This window comes from Psychrobacter immobilis (genome assembly GCF_904846225.1).
GTDB lineage: Bacteria > Pseudomonadota > Gammaproteobacteria > Pseudomonadales > Moraxellaceae > Psychrobacter > Psychrobacter immobilis_F.
The window spans coordinates 18012-35486 of record NZ_CAJGZJ010000009.1 but is presented as its reverse complement, the minus strand read 5'-3'; the positions used below and the strand labels follow the sequence as shown (position 1 = coordinate 35486).

14 protein-coding genes, 1 tRNA gene, 1 pseudogene and 1 CRISPR repeat array are annotated in these 17475 nt (G+C 40.5%); of the genes and pseudogenes, 13 read left to right on the top strand and 3 right to left on the bottom strand.

Annotation, left to right across the window (positions count from 1 at the left end; translation table 11 throughout):
• Positions 1–118: 118 nt before the first annotated feature.
• Positions 119–1096: a glutathione S-transferase family protein gene (locus JMX48_RS07885; RefSeq protein WP_201536374.1), complete on the bottom strand. Its 978-nt coding sequence runs from the start codon at positions 1094–1096 to the stop codon at positions 119–121.
• 313 nt (positions 1097–1409) lie between these two features.
• On the opposite strand from JMX48_RS07885, the gene JMX48_RS07880 reads away from it, so the two are divergent.
• Positions 1410–1486 (top strand) — tRNA-Val (locus tag JMX48_RS07880).
• A gap of 242 nt (positions 1487–1728) precedes the next feature.
• Here the strand turns inward: JMX48_RS07880 and JMX48_RS07875 are convergent.
• Positions 1729–1953, bottom strand: a complete 225-nt coding sequence (locus tag JMX48_RS07875; protein ID WP_201536371.1) for a helix-turn-helix domain-containing protein — start codon at positions 1951–1953, stop codon at positions 1729–1731.
• A 150-nt stretch (positions 1954–2103) separates the two neighbouring features.
• Here JMX48_RS07875 and JMX48_RS07870 point away from each other — a divergent pair, with 150 nt between their 5' ends.
• The 12 genes and pseudogenes from JMX48_RS07870 (at position 2104) to JMX48_RS07815 (ending at position 16345) form a co-directional block, all read left to right on the top strand.
• A complete protein-coding gene (locus tag JMX48_RS07870; protein WP_101211220.1) occupies positions 2104–2319 on the top strand; it encodes a hypothetical protein in 216 nt (71 codons plus the stop codon).
• 11 nt (positions 2320–2330) lie between these two features.
• The gene (locus JMX48_RS07865) at positions 2331–3533 is read left to right on the top strand and encodes an Arm DNA-binding domain-containing protein (RefSeq protein WP_201536368.1); all 1203 of its coding nucleotides are present in this window, start codon (positions 2331–2333) and stop codon (positions 3531–3533) included.
• Entirely contained in the window at positions 3530–3820 is a 291-nt protein-coding gene (locus JMX48_RS07860; RefSeq protein WP_201536365.1) for a hypothetical protein, read from the top strand. The genes JMX48_RS07865 and JMX48_RS07860 overlap by 4 nt, the downstream gene beginning before the upstream one ends.
• A 10-nt stretch (positions 3821–3830) precedes the next feature.
• Entirely contained in the window at positions 3831–4151 is a 321-nt protein-coding gene (locus JMX48_RS07855; protein WP_201536362.1) for a hypothetical protein, read from the top strand.
• A 168-nt stretch (positions 4152–4319) separates the two neighbouring features.
• A pseudogene (locus JMX48_RS07850) lies at positions 4320–4439 on the top strand (subtype I-F CRISPR-associated endonuclease Cas1); the annotation flags it as partial.
• A gap of 44 nt (positions 4440–4483) precedes the next feature.
• A CRISPR array of direct repeats spans positions 4484–5591; the repeat unit is 28 nt; unit sequence CTTCATCACCGCTCAGGTGACTTAGAAA.
• A 286-nt stretch (positions 5592–5877) separates the two neighbouring features.
• Positions 5878–6579: a hypothetical protein gene (locus JMX48_RS07845; RefSeq protein WP_201536359.1), complete on the top strand. Its 702-nt coding sequence runs from the start codon at positions 5878–5880 to the stop codon at positions 6577–6579.
• Between the two features lie 252 nt (positions 6580–6831).
• Positions 6832–8130, top strand: coding sequence for a translesion error-prone DNA polymerase V subunit UmuC (gene umuC, locus JMX48_RS07840; protein WP_201536356.1), 1299 nt, complete (start codon positions 6832–6834; stop codon positions 8128–8130).
• On the top strand, positions 8131–8556 hold the full coding sequence (gene umuD / locus JMX48_RS07835; RefSeq protein ID WP_201536353.1) for a translesion error-prone DNA polymerase V autoproteolytic subunit: 426 nt from the start codon (positions 8131–8133) through the stop codon (positions 8554–8556).
• A gap of 381 nt (positions 8557–8937) precedes the next feature.
• On the top strand, positions 8938–9438 hold the full coding sequence (locus tag JMX48_RS07830) for a hypothetical protein (RefSeq protein WP_201536351.1): 501 nt from the start codon (positions 8938–8940) through the stop codon (positions 9436–9438).
• Positions 9435–11927 carry a site-specific integrase gene (locus JMX48_RS07825; protein ID WP_201536348.1) on the top strand — a complete coding sequence of 831 codons (2493 nt, stop codon included), beginning with the start codon at positions 9435–9437 and terminating at the stop codon, positions 11925–11927. The genes JMX48_RS07830 and JMX48_RS07825 overlap by 4 nt, the downstream gene beginning before the upstream one ends.
• The gene (locus JMX48_RS07820) at positions 11914–15261 is read left to right on the top strand and encodes a tyrosine-type recombinase/integrase (protein ID WP_201536346.1); all 3348 of its coding nucleotides are present in this window, start codon (positions 11914–11916) and stop codon (positions 15259–15261) included. The genes JMX48_RS07825 and JMX48_RS07820 overlap by 14 nt, the downstream gene beginning before the upstream one ends.
• A gap of 358 nt (positions 15262–15619) precedes the next feature.
• A complete protein-coding gene (locus JMX48_RS07815) occupies positions 15620–16345 on the top strand; it encodes a DMT family transporter (protein WP_201536344.1) in 726 nt (241 codons plus the stop codon).
• Between the two features lie 265 nt (positions 16346–16610).
• On the opposite strand, the gene JMX48_RS07810 is transcribed toward JMX48_RS07815, so the two are convergent.
• Positions 16611–17468 carry an ABC transporter ATP-binding protein gene (locus JMX48_RS07810; protein WP_201536342.1) on the bottom strand — a complete coding sequence of 286 codons (858 nt, stop codon included), beginning with the start codon at positions 17466–17468 and terminating at the stop codon, positions 16611–16613.
• Positions 17469–17475 lie beyond the last annotated feature (7 nt).

Sequence of the window (17475 nt, the reverse complement as noted above, 5' to 3'; positions counted from 1 at the left end):
TTTTGGGCTATTCAGTCAATTAATTAATTAATAGTATTGACGAATATTTGCCGATTAAGAAGAAATACATTGCCTTATAACACCAATTCGACACATATAACCATCTTCGAATTTAACGCTATAGACGTGCACGGTCATGCGGTTCATTAAAGTCTAAAAGAGGTCCCACAGGTATAATACGAGTTGGGTTAATATTAGCGTGACTGGTGTAATAGTGCTGCTTAATATGTGTCATATTAATAGTCTCTTCGATACCTGGCACTTGATATAAATCACGCAGATACCCCCATAAATTCGGATAGTCGACAATACGGTGTAGATTACATTTAAAGTGACCAACATAAACGGCATCAAAACGTATCAAGGTTGTGAACAAGCGCCAGTCCGCTTCGGTTATTGTGCTACCTACCAAGTAGCGATTATTTGCCAAACGTGCCTCTAAGGTATCTAACGCAGCAAATAATTCTGTCACTGGCTCCTCATAGGCGTCTTGTGTGGTCGCAAAACCTGCTTTATAGACGCCATTGTTTATGGCTGAATAGACAAATGCATTGATCTCATCGATTTCTGCCAATAATTCTGACGGTGCAAAGTCACCTGCTACGGCTCCAATCTCATCGAAGGCTGAATTAAACATGCGAATGATTTCAGACGATTCATTACTTACAATGCTGTTGGTTTTTTTGTCCCATAACAGAGGCACTGTCACGCGTCCTGTATAGTCAGACTTGGCAGCAGTGTAGACTTCGTAAAGATAGCTGGCATTAATAAGTGGATCAGCGATAACACCTTCGCCCTCTGCAAACGTCCAGCCTTTATCATCCATAAATGGGTGGACGACAGATATAGAAATCATATCCTCTAAGCCTTTTAGCTTGCGATAAATCATGGTACGGTGCGCCCAAGGACAGGCCAAAGACACATATAAATGGTAACGATTGGCTTCTGCTTTAAAGCCGCCCTTGCCTGTTGGACCTGCGCTGCCGTCTACCGTGACCCAGTTTCTAAAACCCGCATCTTCCCGTTCGAAGCGCCCACCGCTAGCGTCAGTGTCATACCATTTATCTTGCCATTGACCATCAACCAATAAGCCCATATCATGCTCCAGTTTATTCTACGTTTCATTTCATTGTTATAAAAAACAACTGATGTTTAGTCATCAATATAGTGCTGATGACTCACTTTGAAGGCTTATAATAACATTTCCATGTTACCTCGCCACTAACCTTTGTTATTTTATAAATAAGAATAACTAAAATAACACTTATCAATATTTAACTCATCTACATAAAAAAGCTGTCACGCCACTCAATACTCAGCTTTGTACTCAATATAAAAATAATAAGTCAGTATTATTATAGAAAAAGCTTGCAAAGTCTGTGAAACTTGCTAAAATGCTCAACCTAAATAGGCGTATAGCTCAGTTGGTTAGAGCGCTACCTTGACATGGTAGAGGTCAGCAGTTCGAGTCTGCTTATGCCTACCAAATTTAGAAAGCCCCAGTTTAACGACTGGGGCTTTTTTTTGTCCGTAAAATATGGGCTGTAGGGGGAAAAGAACGTTGACACCAATTAGAATACTCACTTTTCCGACCCTAATTAAATTGTATCAAAAACTCTGTGTGCCCAAGTTGTGCCCAAAATGTGCCTTCTCTTAATTTGCACTATTCATCAAAATAGCCTATTTGACCTCTACTTCTAGTTTCTCTAAAACCACTTAAAATCTGATTTATTTCTTTTTATCTATCGGCTCGTTTGGCACATAAGTAAATAAATCACCTACTCCAATATCTAATGCCTCACAAATCTTATCCATAGTTTCAAAATCTATTCTTGAAGTCTGTTCATTATAGATCTTGTGCATTGTCGACTTACTAATTCCCGTCGTTCTTATCAAATCAGCTACTTTCATACGTCGTTCAGCCAGTAGCACTGGTAAGTTACATAAAATCATCAATAATTCCTTAATAGACTAAAAAAGTACTTGCATCGACTAACCTTAGCTAGTAAAGTACTCCTATCGAATAACAAATTACTTTTATTGAATTATTTGTTATATCGATAAAACAATCTAGTTGTTTAATTGGCTTACAAGGAATTTATTATGTCACACACCTACCTGACAACCCAAGAGCTTTCTGAGCTTATCAAGTATAACCCTCGTACTATTCGCAATGAGCTTAAAGATACGGTACTTATCGAAGGTATTCATTACATTCGTCCTTTCGGCGGCCGTAAGATTCTATACGTTTGGGAAGAGATCGAAAAAGATATGCGTACTGGCATCGCTGGCAGCATTAACGCTATGGCATTGCAATAAGGAGAAGCATTATGGCTAGTATTAGAACACGCAAAAGTAGCAATATGCTATTTGTCGACTTTCGCTATATGAACAAACGCTGTCGGGAGACGACAAACCTGACGGACACGCCAGCCAATCGTAGGAAGCTTGAGAAGATAATTGAGAAAATGGAAGCGGAAATTACATTGGGTATTTTTAGTTATGCTAAATATTTTCCAAAAAGTGATAAATGCGACGAGATGATGGCGTTAAGTGATCGTAAGGAATGCATTCAAAGTGACACCCCTTCATTTAAACAATTTGCCCTGCTCTGGTTTTCTGAAAAAGAAATTGAATGGCGTGAGACTTATATACGCAAAATAAAGGAGATTATCGATATGTATTTACTACCTAGTTTTGGGACTAGACCCATTCATCTCATAAAAAAGACAGATGTATTAGCCTTCCGTTCATCGCTCGCCAAAGTAACGTACGGAAAAGCTAACAAACATCTGTCAGCGGCACGCATCAATTCGATAATGGTACCTTTGGGTATGATACTAAAAGAAGGCGCTAAACGCTACAAGTTTGATAACCCTTATTACGATATCAATGCGCTCAAACAGCCTAAAACGGATATTCAACCATTCACACTGAATGAGGTTTGGACGTTTATTAATGGTGTGAGAGCGGACTATCGCAATTATTATTTGGTACGTTTTTTTACTGGTATGCGTACGAGTGAGATTGATGGGCTGACGTGGGAGAACATTGACTTTAATCGACGTGAGATTGTGATCAAACAAGCTTATGTTAAAGGCAAAATTGTTCCTCCTAAGACTCAGGAGTCTTATCGTGCGATTCAAATGTCACCTTGGGTCTATGATGCTCTGAAGGAACAACAGACCATTACTTATAAGCGATCTGACTATGTGTTTTGCGCGCATACAGGTGAACCACTTGATTATAACAACGTAAATAAGCGTGTTTGGCACCCTACTCTTAAGATTTTGGGTCTCAAAAAGCGTAATGCCTATCAGAGCCGTCATACCGCAGCGACGTTATGGTTAGCTGCTGGCGAAAGTCCTGAGTGGATAGCCAGCCAAATGGGACACTCTACGACTAAGATGCTGTTTAATACTTATAGTCGCTACGTACCGAATATGACTAGGCAGGATGGTAGTGCATTTGAAGCATTGGTCAACCGCAGTCAGATTTCTCAGATATCTACTGACAAGGAGACGTCACAATGAAAATGATTGATTACGATAACCTACATGCGACGTTTAAACCTAGTGGTTACGTTAGTGAAGATGCCAATGTCATTGCCAATAGTATAATTTGTGAGTTTCCTATCCAAGCAGGTAATGGTTTGGCTAGGTTCTTAAATGTTGATAGTTGCTTCGATAATCATATGGCAATGCGGGTATGGGTTCAGAAGCGCTTAGATGCCAATAGTGGCTATCTTGTTGATGAGATATGCCATCAACTAGAGAGCGAGCTTTATGGACTACTGCCACAAACTGGCTATGATTACTAAGGAGAATATTATGAGTGTAAACTTTGTTTTTGATTTAGATCTGGAGGATACAGCAAAACGTTTGTGCCATGAGTATTGGTCATATGTATCACCTAGTGATTATATAGCTCATTTAAAAATACTTTGTTACGACCACAACATGGAATTTGATGAATTGTTTGCTACGCTTGCGAGGTGTCAGGTTTATTTAGATGACATACACTGTGAGTACTGTGGTCGTCCATACCAGCTGGATGTACCAGCAGATATACCCTATGCAAGACATTTAAACTCTTGGTTCTGTGAGGGATGTATCAACTTTTCTGGTGGACAGCTTATTGTAGATAGATAGATTTTCAGATGTACCTTATTACCAGATAATTTAGGTTGTCTGGTTTTTTATTATCTCCAAATCCTTAACGACATCTGTTGTCGCAGAGTAAATACTATCCATTGTTTTGCGAACATAATTCCAGTAAAGTAAAATCATGTCTTAAGGTCTTACTTTACTGGAATTACTATGGCTAAATCGACTAACCCCTATACAGATAATAGCTTTGCCTCATCGGATCTAAAAACCATCTTGCACTCGAAACGTGCCAATATTTACTACCTTTCTCATTGTAGGGTAATGCAAAAAGTGACTTAGAAAAAGCTGACGCGCTTTAAGTATGATGTTGCGATCTTCATCACCGCTCAGGTGACTTAGAAACTGCGGAGACAGCCGACACACGCCCTGATATGCTTCATCACCGCTCAGGTGACTTAGAAATGATTATATGGCATGTTTTGCTTGCTCAAGCTCTTCATCACCGCTCAGGTGACTTAGAAATTTCAGCAAGTGTATGACCAAGTATGCAGTGACTTCATCACCGCTCAGGTGACTTAGAAATCAATATCACTCATCGCCTTTTCTCCTAAAATCTTCATCACCGCTCAGGTGACTTAGAAAACCACACTACAAAGATGCAAGTGGAATTGAGTCTTCATCACCGCTCAGGTGACTTAGAAAGATCAAATCCGCGAGCAAGAAAAGATAATGGCCTTCATCACCGCTCAGGTGACTTAGAAATTCGCCTGAACCAAGTACCTGCTGAGCTTCGGCTTCATCACCGCTCAGGTGACTTAGAAATTGAATAAATCCATGACGGTTTATGACGTAGTCTTCATCACCGCTCAGGTGACTTAGAAAAGCAATCGTCTTGCCGACTCGGTTGCCAGCCACTTCATCACCGCTCAGGTGACTTAGAAAACACCTAGCTTGTAATCAACAAAGCCATGCGCCTTCATCACCGCTCAGGTGACTTAGAAAAAAATAATCAATCTGTAAATCAACCTCAGTTTCTTCATCACCGCTCAGGTGACTTAGAAAATGGAATAATTTTAGCAACTTAGATAGCTTACCTTCATCACCGCTCAGGTGACTTAGAAAATCTTGGTATTAATGCCCATTGGTGCCACCAACTTCATCACCGCTCAGGTGACTTAGAAAATTGGCAACGGGCAAGACCCAATCGTGATGGCCTTCATCACCGCTCAGGTGACTTAGAAAACGGTCTGCCAAGCGACATGCTCGGCCTACCACTTCATCACCGCTCAGGTGACTTAGAAAGGGGTGCTCAACGGCGAACTGCCAAAACTGGTCTTCATCACCGCTCAGGTGACTTAGAAAACCAACGGTCAGCTAACTTCTTATTGCCAATCCTTCATCACCGCTCAGGTGACTTAGAAAGATATTGATAACACTTGCTTAGATGAAGAAGACTTCATCACCGCTCAGGTGACTTATGAGCAGCGTTAAAAAATTGTACTGCAATTTTAATTGTGCAAGGAAAATCCTTTAAATAGGATTTTCAGAAGTTATAATTCCAAACGCAATTCGGAAAAATGGATCTCACCGCTCAGGTGACTTAAAAAGCTATAGCTGCTGAGTAAGAGACTGCCATTTACGGGTTTCATCACCTATAGGATGCTTAAAAATAGCGGGGGTTTAAAGTAGTTGACAGATGTCATTGCCTAGAAATTCGATTATAGTAGATATCTATAACCATTATTTAGACAAACTAAGGGGTTGAACCATGAAAGTACTAGGATTGTGTATTGCAGCAGGACTGGGCTTAAGCGCTTGTGCTATGACAGGTAATACAGACCAAAATAATAATGCCAATAGAGTCGTCACTCAATATCCTGTTGAAGCTGCCATACTAAACATCTACACCAAGCAACGCAGTGATAAGTTAATTGCCACGGTTGGGAATCAAAGTGTATCAGCAGAAATTCAAGTCACACCTAAAGGCAGTATGCGATTCAATAATAAAGCTGTACAAGGTGCCGAAGTAAACACTATCAATAAAGTGAATGATCGAATCACTGATCAGTCAGTCGCTATCAATTACTTTACCCTGAACCCACTCGTGTTTCATGGCTTTACAGATAGCACGGGTAAATACTCACTATCAAACCAGACAACTGTCATTCCTAAGATGGCTACAGTCGGTGACTCAAGTAAGTTGATGACTGAAACCGTCTATACTGATAGCAGTATGCGTAACAAGATAGCTACTTATAACCAAGATTGGTCTCTTGCGCGAGATACTAATAACACCGCATGGTTCTGCATAGAAACATCAGGCAATCTATTGCTCAGCTCTGACCCTGCAGGTACGTCATCAGAATGCTACAAGATTAATGCCAAAGGCGATCTATTAGCGAGCAAAGTGACACTTAATCAGCCTAGTAATAATGGCAGCGCTAGAACAGTGACCTTAACCAGTCAGTAGTGATTAGCTTTGTCATATGACTTTCATTGCATGACCTTAATCACATAACAATGATAGATAAAGTAGCGCCTAACATGGGCGCTATTTTTTATGGTTTAAACTGCTCATCTAAAACCTCACGACAACCACCGTCGCATAACTCACATTTGCCCTTGAATTGTTCAAGCGGCTATCTCTACAATCAAAGTCATCTCATCTGAGCATCTAGTTACTCGTGCTTGGATATACCTTTTCCTTTATGACGAGTCTGCTATGTATGCGCTCATCGACTGCAACAGCTTTTACGCCAACTGTGAAAAGCTCTTTCGCCCTGATCTTAACGACAAGCCTGTCGTCGTGCTGTCTAATAATGATGGCTGCGTCATAGCACGCTCACCTGAAGCAAAGCTGCTTGGTATTAAGATGGGCGTGCCGTACTTTCAAGTCAAAGACTTCTGCATCAAAAATAACATCACTGTCTTTAGCTCCAACTACACCCTCTATGCCGATATGTCTCAGCGTGTCATGAACACGTTAGAGATACTGTGTCCAACCGTTGAAGTGTATTCTATTGACGAAGCCTTTTTATACCTAGCCGATTATCCCGTTGCCATGAATGATCTTAATGCTTATGGCAATAAGCTTAAAGCCATTGTAGAGATGCACACCGGCATTCCAGTCAGTGTCGGTATTGGTACTACCAAGAACATGGCAAAGCTTGCCAATCATGCGGCTAAGAAGTATCCAGCCACCAAAGGCGTCTGTGTCCTAGAAAATATCAGATGGATACGCCGTATCATGCAGATAACAGATATAGGTGAGCTATGGGGTGTGGGTCATCGGTACAAGGTTAGACTCAATGAGATGGGCATTCATACCGTCTATCAATTAGCTATATGTGAGCCTGCCAAGATACGCCAGTACTTTGGTGTGGTACTAGAGCGCACCTGTTTAGAGCTCAACGGTCAGTCCTGTTTAGGTATTGAGAGCATCGAGCCTAAAAAACAAATCATCTCCTCACGGTCTTTCTCCGAGCGGATCACCGATCAGCAAGCCCTTAGCGAGTCGATCTGTGGTCATGTGGCAAAAGCCGCCAATAAACTACGCAAACAAGACAGCGTCTGTGCTTATATCACGGTCTTTGCTAAGAACAGCCCTTTTAGTAAGAATGAGCCCTATGTCTCAATCTCTGGTGACTATCACTTTATCACTCCAACCGCTGATACCAGAGTGATGGTCACCGCTGCCAGACAAGTCTTAAAGGTGATCTATAAAGAAGAGGTACGCTACGCTAAAGCAGGTGTGATGCTGCTTGGTATCTGTCAGCATGATGAGGTGCAGCTTGATTTGTTTGCAGAAGGCAAAGTAGTAGTCGAGGATAAAAAGAAAAGTACAGAGGTCACTGCCATCATGGATGCACTGAATAAAAAGTACGGACAGAACAGTCATCAGCAAGCGGCAGTGTTTATTGCCAGTGAAGGCATCAAGAATAAGCAGTCATGGCAGATGAGCCGTGACATGCTTTCTCCTTGCTACACCACCAATATCAATCAGTTGCCTAAGGTGCATTAGATGACCGTCAAAATAATCGGTAAGCTCACCAATGAGGTTGAAACGGTATTGCTGTCTTTATACAGCGATAAGGTCAAAGCAGGCTTTCCAAGCCCAGCCACTGACTATGTGCAAAACCGTATTGATTTAAATACCCTACTCATACGCCATCCAGCATCGACGTATCTGGTCGAGGTGGAAGGAGATAGCATGGTGGATATCGGTATCTACCCCAATGATATTCTAATCGTTGATCGCTCACTGACCGCTTGTCATAAGGACATTGTGATTGCACTGGTCGATGATGGCTTTACTGCCAAGCAATTGATACTGGGTGAGAACATCATACTGCGAGCGCACAATGAGAATTATGCCGATATCGTGGTTAAGGGATCGCTTGAATTATTTGGGGTGGTGGCGAGTAGTATTAGGCGGTTTAAGCGCTGAGATATATAAGACCACTCTTTTAATGTCTTAAAATCACATATTAATCTGTATCCGCGCCATCTAAGCTCTTGATCCTAATATTTAAGTAATATACTGCTCAGGTTCTATCTAGAATTTATAAGCTATTGTCTTGAACTGCTACTCTAGCCACCCTACCCATGCTCTTGCTAACTCTAGCTCATTTCTAAAACGCTTAAGATCAAATTATCGTTACCCTTCTATAAATAACCCTAAAAATAAAATGATGCGTCACGTATTGTCGCCTAGTTGACGAAGTGGGATCTAATTGATCGCCAGTAATAGTAAGATATGAGTAGAGGTCAATAAACGAGGCGTAATGTCCAAGTCCTCAACTCATTATTTCAGTTAGGGCGTAGGCAGATGGTAACGATAGCGAAACTACAGATAACCTCTGTGCTTATATTTCCAGATATTATCGATCTATTTAATATTTATACATATCATATCAGACCGTTCATTAATGAAGCCTTTAAGCTTGAACAAAGCGCTGCTTGGACTAAAACCACATTGTTTATCAAAGAGGATAAACAATGGTTTTTAGTCAATAATTTTGAGCTTTTTCATCTAGTGAAAAGCCCTAATATCGATTTTAATGTACTCAGACAAGAGGTATCTGTGCAATACATCTCAAAGGATGATTTTGAATTTGAGCTCTGTTTTTATGAGCTCATTGAGCTCATCACTCAGCATAACAAAAAGCTAGATATCAAACTCATTTACAGAAATTTGAATAACATCTTAGATAAACAGAAGAATCAGCAGTTATTTGGCAAAAACATTTTTGCTGTCACCAAATTTTGTGAGCTTATAAATATCACTGAGCAGACCTATCATGCGCGTCGCTCTGGAGTATCGCTATGACTCAAAATAATGACACCTCTCCCAGTCAGGAGGAATGGCTGTCTGCAAAGACTATTAATCATTTAAAGAGTGATAAAGCGTTTGTTTACCCCGAATCTGTTGTAGAGGCTATCTCTACCATCGTTATCGCAGTACATGACAGTTATAAACGTCCTGAAAACTCTACTAAATATTTAATAGAGACGATAGCGCCACTACTACAACAGAGACCAGTTGCCAATCAGTATATGCAGATCAATAGGACGGATTTGGCACAAAAACCACTGATGATGCAGCTGCTTATCCTAATGCAAGATATTGTCAGTCGTCAGCGACTCAATCACTCATCGCGGCTGATTTGGATGGCTATAGCGCTGCACACTGCCGCGCTGCTTATGGTGCCCGATAGAAAAACTGATACCAATAACATACTCATGCAATTTAAGATGGCGCAGTTTTCAGCGGCTCCTAGGCGTGTGTGGCTATGGCCGGCTCTACCTGATATCAAGCACATTGATATGAGCATAGAACGTATATTATCGGTATTTAACAGCCTGTTAGAGCAGCAAAAAAGCGCGCTTGCGACGATAAACAATAAGCAAACTACTCATACCGAGGAAATGAAAGTAGCAAAGAATAAAACTGACGCAAAAGCAAAACTCAGTCAAATAGAGAAAATAACGACCGCCTATCAAAATGCGCATGCATTACGCAAGCCTAAACCCAAGCGTAAGAAGCCACCTAAGAACATTAAAATTAAAGCTATCAACTTAGCAGACAATACATCGACAATACCCTTAGACTCTACTGCAACGAGTCACAACTGGAATACCACGCCCAGCAATGATGCATGGGGTAACACACGTGATGATATAGAACACAGCGCTATCGCCATAGATCTCGCATTTTTAGAAGCTAATACTGAAAGCTATGAAGGGTTAACGACGAGCTTTGAAGAGTGTATTGACCACTATGAGGCGCCCTATATCAGCTACGGCGAATATCCAAACCCGTTAATCAAAAACTCCATACCGCTGCAAACTATCGACTTATCGCTACAGCAAAACTACATGTCTCAGCGTAATCTCGCGCTCAACTCTAATACGCGCTTACTCTCCCTTGTCGGCTACCAAGCGTTATTTGCTGCGCTCAACCAAGACGCAAGTACCTTACTAGAATCAGAGACTCATAAAACCTGTGCGGGTATTTTACTGTTATCTATGATTACCGGACTGCCAGTTAAGTCCTTACTAACACCCGGCTATATAGGTCATCCTGGTATTTTTAACCTTGAAGGTAAAAAGTATTACATTAAACACAGTTTAGGTATTACCGAAAGGTCCACAAGCCAAACACTGGCCGAAAAGGATTATGAAAATCATTCCGATACCATCAAAGTTCCACTACCGTCGTGGCTGATAGATAATTTGCTTGCCTGTCAGTTGCCTGTAAAAGAAGATTTTACGGCGTATCTTGCCAACTTGCGTAGCAGCCTTGGATTGCCGTACCTGTCCGTCAATCGTATAGAGACCGCACTACATATCGTGCTCTCTCGTTATACACCTGATTGTCATCAGCATATTGCTGATATCATTTGCCGCACGCCAGCGCCCCATGCTCCAGCGATGTACTATAGTAGCCACACCAGCGAAGCGCTTATTACTAACTATAAGTCGGCGCTAAGCGTGTTTAGCAGCACTAGTAGTTTTGATTTATCTTATATATCTCTTTGGCGCAAATATACAGTGGGGTCAGGGTTTGCGCTAAAGATTGAAACGGTTTGCGACATCATAAATGAGATGAGGTGCTGGACCGATCAGAGTTTAAATGATGAGGATCACTTTAATAGAACCGGTATTTTTGTATGGTTTATCTTTTGCCTTTTAACCGGCGTGCGACCAAATAACGGTCTTGGCAAGATGTACGATATCGATCTTGATATGGGTTGGCTGCTCATCAATGACAAGCCTGTTAAGAAGGTCAAAAGTGATCGTTTGATACCGCTATGCTCTACTCTTGTAAAACACTTAATAGACTATAGAGCGTATTTGATTGACTATCAGGCTAAGCATCAGTCAAATCATGTAATCAGCGCCACCATTGACGATATTCGCTTAGGTAACGATGAGGCTTTATTGAAACTATTGTCTGAACGTGCTCCTACTTTTAATGCCACTGTTCTCAAGGATATTAAGCGTGGTGATGCTTATCAGACGACCAAACACATCATTGATGCTAATCCTTATTGGACACGCCATTTTGTTCGTACTCAGCTTGAAAAGCTTGGTGTTTCTTTATCACTGATTAACACGGTTATCGGTCATGAAAAAGCTCGTCAAGAAGTATTGGGGCGTTTCTCATCAAGTAGTAAAGCAGATATTAAGCGTGTAGCGTCCGTGTTTGAACAGATCGCAGCACAGCTTGGGTTATCGGATATCACAATCAACAACTACCCTAATTCAAATCATGTTGGCACAAACACTGCAGAGGTTGACCATGCTAATAAATGAAACACAGCTGCCAAAAATTATTGATGACTTAGCAAAGTTTGATGGTAGAAAAAAGCGCTACGTGCCTTACCCATCTATACTCAAAGACAGTGACATGGCAAGGACACGTGAGATACAGCTACTCGCCGATTTACAGACCGAATGGGAGTCATTGAAAAGGATTTATCCTGGAAGTATCGGATTCATAAAGTCTTTCAATAAATATTACCGACAAGCGCTTTGGTCCGATGAGCGCATCTTTTCATTTTTGCCAAGCTCTAAGGATTGTTTTGATTTGTCATGGCTGTCATGGAGCCAAATATTAGGCCAATGTCAGCATGATTTTTATGAACAGCTAAAACCTTTGTCTAGTGAGGGTTTTTATGAGTTTCAGCCAATCATTGAAGACAAAATTGCAAAAGCTTACGAGTCATCTAGAACACTCAAACACGTCTGGCAAGTCGTCGTTAAGTTCGTTGACTATCAAAATGAGCACTATATGCTTGCTGAGCATCACTATCCTAAGATAATCGCGCCACAGCCTACTAAAATCAATCCACTAATTATAAATACAGCTTGGATAAAAAACGGTAAGGCGCTGGTCAAAATTATTCGTGCAGTAGAGCATCAATGGAATCAAACAGCCGAATATAGCCAAGAGCAAATCATAGGCTGGATAATATTCTCAGGTATTGTGTATGGCGGTATTAATGAGATACAGATGCTCCAAGGGTGGCTTACCTCATTGCTCGCCAAAGAGTATCAGCCATTCATCAAAGAAAGAATAGTGGTCTCACCGCGCTTTGTGCAAAAGCGTTTTGGTAACGAGCGTGAAGAAGAAAGTGACAAGCTTTATAACACTAAGCAAATAATTGTAGATATGGTCAGTCAGTGTTGGCTGATGCGTTATCATAAAAACAGCAGTCAAGCAGAGATCAAACCTATCATTGCCAAGCTGTCAGAAGATAAGATAAAACAATACTTAACCGTGGCTCTGTCTGACGTGATCAAGCCTTTGGGTATTAAGCCACTTCCCTTTTCAAGGTTCTTATATTACGCCAGTTATTACTGGGAGGAGCTGAAGGGCGCTGATATTGACCATGCTTCAGTTGGGGTGCTGCGAGGCATGCATAACACTGTTGGACTGAGTACGCAGGACTTTGATCAGTTTTTGAACCGAAAATATCAGTATAAAGAGAAGCCGTATGATCTAGAACATATCTTGACGCTGTCTATCAGCAAAAACTCTATTAATCAAAACGAGACATCTAGTAGTAGTTCTACCAAAAAGATAGAGGTTAGAAAGTCTGATTTAATTATGAATCTGACTAAAGACTTCAAAATAAATGAAAAACAGAAGAAGAAAAAACTCGACCAAACGACGTACACTCTTATCGAAAGAGTACAAAAACGCTATGAGCAATATGATGACTTAAGTGAAAAAATTTTATTAGATTGGGTACTAAGTTTACTCAATCGAAAGGAGTCAAAATCACTTAGTAATGAGTCTATTTTGAAATATATTAGAACCATAGGCTATGAATGGTTATATTTCACAACGGCTCAGCCGCTTGATATTTGGTCAGAGGAAGAGTTTGAGGACCTTTATGAAGATATTTTAGAGTACAAAGCTGTCGTACGGAATAATACTGACATTGGATACTCTGCCAATTTATTGAAGAGTATGCACAACTTTGCTAAGAGCAAATACAATCTACCCTCCGTGAACTTTCAACACTCCAAAAACGGTCGGCGTGTACGTGCAGAGCTGGTATCACCGCAAGCGTACCAGGCCATCATTACGCAGATACTGGGTTCTGTAGATATATTGGAGCGGGAGATGTTCGCGCTTTTATTTATCTTAGTCTATCGTACTGGCATGCGTAAAAAAGAGCTGTTGGGACTTAAGTATAGTGATATCGAAGGTTTAAAGGCAGCTACACCCTCAGTGGTAATCAGGCCCAATAGCTACCGGCCCACCAAGACTCAAAGTAGTATCCGCCGCATTGCCTTATTTGCCCTTCTCAAGCCTGATGAGCTGAACTTTTTCATTAACTTTGTGCAAAGTAATATTGGCAGCCATTCAAACAAATTTATCTTTACGTTATCATCGGATCAGCGTCCTATTGATGACCATGTTCCTTTACAGTTACTCAAACGAGTCTTAAAAGACATGTCGGTAGATGATAATGTGGCAGAGCATACCTTTCATGGGTTTAGACACACGGCTGTGAGTAATCTATCTTTAGCGCTATTAGGTCATCCAGATCTCGTAGAAGCCCTCACCGATTATGACGAAAACGACATACTGCGTATAAAGAAAGGCCTACTAGGGGAGCATATCGATGCACAAGATCGCTGGTACGCTCTATCAGGTATTATGGGGCATTTGTCGCCTGAGCGTAGCTTTGAGTATTACAACCATTTAGCCACGCTGATGGCGACCTATGCGCTTAGTAAAGCAGATATAACATTGCCAGATCGAACGCTGTATAACATAACAAGTTTTACTAAAAAAAAGCTTAAAGAGAATAATGCGGCAGTTAGTAATAATAGTGTCAACATACCTAGTATTCGTACACTTTTATTTAAAAATATCATAGAGGGCAAACGCAAGTCACCGAAATTTACGATCGAAAACCGTGATGAGCAATGTCCCTTGAGTGCCAATTCACTGGGCAATGATGAGCTGTTTGGTCGCTATGGTCTGAACCGAATTCAGCTGCTACTACAAACCTATGATGACAAAATACCATTAAACAAAGCGGCACAATTGGCAAATATCTCTATGCACGATGCAAAAATTTTAATAAAACGTGCCAGCGAGGTTGCCGACATCGCTACCAAACGCGACAAATCTCGCTTTGTTAAGCTATCAGATTCAAAGAATTCCGTACTGAGTCCACTGAATATTCAATATCAAAGTGACTTAAGATTGCTATCGCTTTTGTTAAGCAATGCCTATCGCTTACGGGAAGAATCAAGGATAGACTGGGCTTTGTTCATTGAGATATGTAGTGAAAAAATATCTACTAGCAAAGCATACATATCATTTGGGAAAGGAGATAAGAAAGAGTTGCAGCGTTTCATTGATATTGTGGATAAACTACTGCCTTTGAAACATTGGCTAATGAGTAGCAACGAAGCCTTGTTAATGAAAACTATGCCATCTACTAATTATCAAAATATTAAGCGGCAGTCTAACAACTCGATAGAAGCTATTCATATCGGTATTGCTAGCCGAGATCCTAGAGATCAAACGAACAAATGGCAGTACTCGCCGCTACTACGGTTTTTTGTGCATATGATGCTTATCACTGATGAAAACATACTCATTATAGATAGTAAACTATAGATACTTTGTTGATTTGAGAATCATATTTTAAAACTTATATATCACTGGCTTACTTGGTTCTAAATTCATTTGTCATAATATTTCTATTATAGGAACAGTAAATTATCCCTATAATAATTCTGAATTTAATAGGCTTTACTGACAGTACCATTTTTTATGTCTTTACTATTTCACTCACTTTTTTTAAGTGAATTAGATCTAAATTATAAATTGATCTATTGCATGTTAAATGAATAAACAACGCAAGTCTAAACTATAGCGTAAAATTTAGAGATTCAGTCATGAGTACACTAGTATTTGTTGCTGTTATAGGCGCAGCTATATTAAACGCAGCATGGGGGCTGTAGTCCTTGGACATATGCCACTTGCATTAATCGTTTTACCATTTGTTCCAACGCCATCTGTTGTAAGTATGCCTTATCTAGCAGTAGGTATTCTACTCCATGTCGGATATCAATTATTCTTACTGAAATCATATGAAGCTGGTGATCTCACCCAAATATATCCAATTGCCCGTGGATCAGCTCCTCTACTTGTCGCATTAGTCTCTGTGACCATATTAGGGGTTCAACTAGAACCAATACAAACATTAGCTATCATGAGAATAGGATGGGGTATCCTCAGCTTGGCCTTGGTTCGGCAAGCTGATGGGCAACGTAATAGCAATGCAGCCATGCTCGCACTGACAACAGGGATATTTGTCGCAAGCTACTTGTTGATTGATGGCCTCGGTGCTCGTATTGCTGAAACTTCTTTAGGTTTCTATAGTTGGCTAACTATTGGTAACGGAACTATTATGGCAGCTTACCTTGCGTATGTATCACCAACTACACTAAAAACTATAGCAACTAAAGGCCGTGTTGTTTTCTTATTTGGCGAAGGAGCCTCTTTTATTGCCTATGCGATTGTTACATGGGCTTTTGCTCAAGCACCAATTCCTCTTATAACTGCTTTGCGAGAAATCAGCATTATCTTTGCATTATTGATAGGCGTTTTCTTTCTAAAAGAGCGTCTTAATTTGATAAAAGTTTTTTCAACGTTTACAACCTTAGTAGGAGTAGCTCTGTTGCGTTTTGCTAAATAATTCTAGATAGGTAAAGACATTAGTCTTTTCGACTGATACGAATATCAGACGTATATCTCAATTAAGTTGTCTGATTAAAATATCCCAAGTTAATTTCTACGAGATTAGCGGCAGGGGTCAAAACTGCTTTCATTTTAATAGAAAAAAGTCCTACACGTGATTAATCGTATAGTATAAATACTTGAGTTTTAAACCTTCCTCTTCTTAGGTTAAAACAGTCTCTTAAACTCTCATAAAAAACAAAAGAATAGTTTTACTGGAGAGTTTACACAAACAACAAGCCATCTTCAGTCTGATGCACCTTAATATCGACATCATAAACATCGCTTAATTGTGGACGTGTCATCACCTCACTAGGCGTTCCTTGTGCAACAATTTGTCCACCATTTAACAATACTACCTCATCAGTATAGCGATGTGCATGGGTCAAATCATGGAGGACTACCAAAATACTTTTGCGTTGCTGTCGCACCAAATTTTGCAAATAATGAAGTAAAAAACGCTGATGGCGGATATCGAGGTGATTGGTCGGCTCATCGAACATCATGATTTTAGTATCTTGCATTAGCGCCCTTACGATAGCCAAGCGCTGTTTTTCACCCCCTGATAAGGTTTGCACGCGAGCACTGATCAAGCTTGATAACTCAAAATCCTGTAATAAATGTTGCGCGCGCTCAATATGATTGCTGTTTGGGCGCTGATACCATGCAAGATTTGGTGAAACGCCTAATAGCACATAATCTAATACCGTTAGTGGCAGCTCAAAACGCTCATGTTGTCCAACCCAAGCGATATGACCATTATTCATGACCTCGTTGATAGGCTGACCGTAAATCGTAATCTGACCATCCGTTTTGAGCGCGGTTCCTGTGTGTTGACCCAAAACCGTGTGCAGTAACGTGCTTTTACCCGCGCCATTTGGTCCGATAAAGGCGACCAGCTTTTGACTTGGCACGGTTAGCTTGTCTATCTTTAACAATGTTTTATGACCATGCGAAATATGAATATCTTGCATCGACAACAGCTCGCCTGCATCACTACTCTTGATATTACTACTATTTATACGACTATCTTGATTCGCTAGCGATGTCTTTGATGTAGCCGTAAAAAATGAATGGAACATAAATACC

Coding starts and splice junctions, on each gene's coding strand:
- JMX48_RS07885 (WP_201536374.1), bottom strand. CDS start 1,096: ATGGGCTTATTGGTTGATGGTCAATGGCAAGATAAATGGTATGACACT.
- JMX48_RS07875 (WP_201536371.1), bottom strand. CDS start 1,953: ATGATTTTATGTAACTTACCAGTGCTACTGGCTGAACGACGTATGAAA.
- JMX48_RS07870 (WP_101211220.1), top strand. CDS start 2,104: ATGTCACACACCTACCTGACAACCCAAGAGCTTTCTGAGCTTATCAAG.
- JMX48_RS07865 (WP_201536368.1), top strand. CDS start 2,331: ATGGCTAGTATTAGAACACGCAAAAGTAGCAATATGCTATTTGTCGAC.
- JMX48_RS07860 (WP_201536365.1), top strand. CDS start 3,530: ATGAAAATGATTGATTACGATAACCTACATGCGACGTTTAAACCTAGT.
- JMX48_RS07855 (WP_201536362.1), top strand. CDS start 3,831: ATGAGTGTAAACTTTGTTTTTGATTTAGATCTGGAGGATACAGCAAAA.
- JMX48_RS07845 (WP_201536359.1), top strand. CDS start 5,878: ATGAAAGTACTAGGATTGTGTATTGCAGCAGGACTGGGCTTAAGCGCT.
- umuC (WP_201536356.1), top strand. CDS start 6,832: ATGTATGCGCTCATCGACTGCAACAGCTTTTACGCCAACTGTGAAAAG.
- umuD (WP_201536353.1), top strand. CDS start 8,131: ATGACCGTCAAAATAATCGGTAAGCTCACCAATGAGGTTGAAACGGTA.
- JMX48_RS07830 (WP_201536351.1), top strand. CDS start 8,938: ATGGTAACGATAGCGAAACTACAGATAACCTCTGTGCTTATATTTCCA.
- JMX48_RS07825 (WP_201536348.1), top strand. CDS start 9,435: ATGACTCAAAATAATGACACCTCTCCCAGTCAGGAGGAATGGCTGTCT.
- JMX48_RS07820 (WP_201536346.1), top strand. CDS start 11,914: ATGCTAATAAATGAAACACAGCTGCCAAAAATTATTGATGACTTAGCA.
- JMX48_RS07815 (WP_201536344.1), top strand. CDS start 15,620: ATGCCACTTGCATTAATCGTTTTACCATTTGTTCCAACGCCATCTGTT.
- JMX48_RS07810 (WP_201536342.1), bottom strand. CDS start 17,468: ATGTTCCATTCATTTTTTACGGCTACATCAAAGACATCGCTAGCGAAT.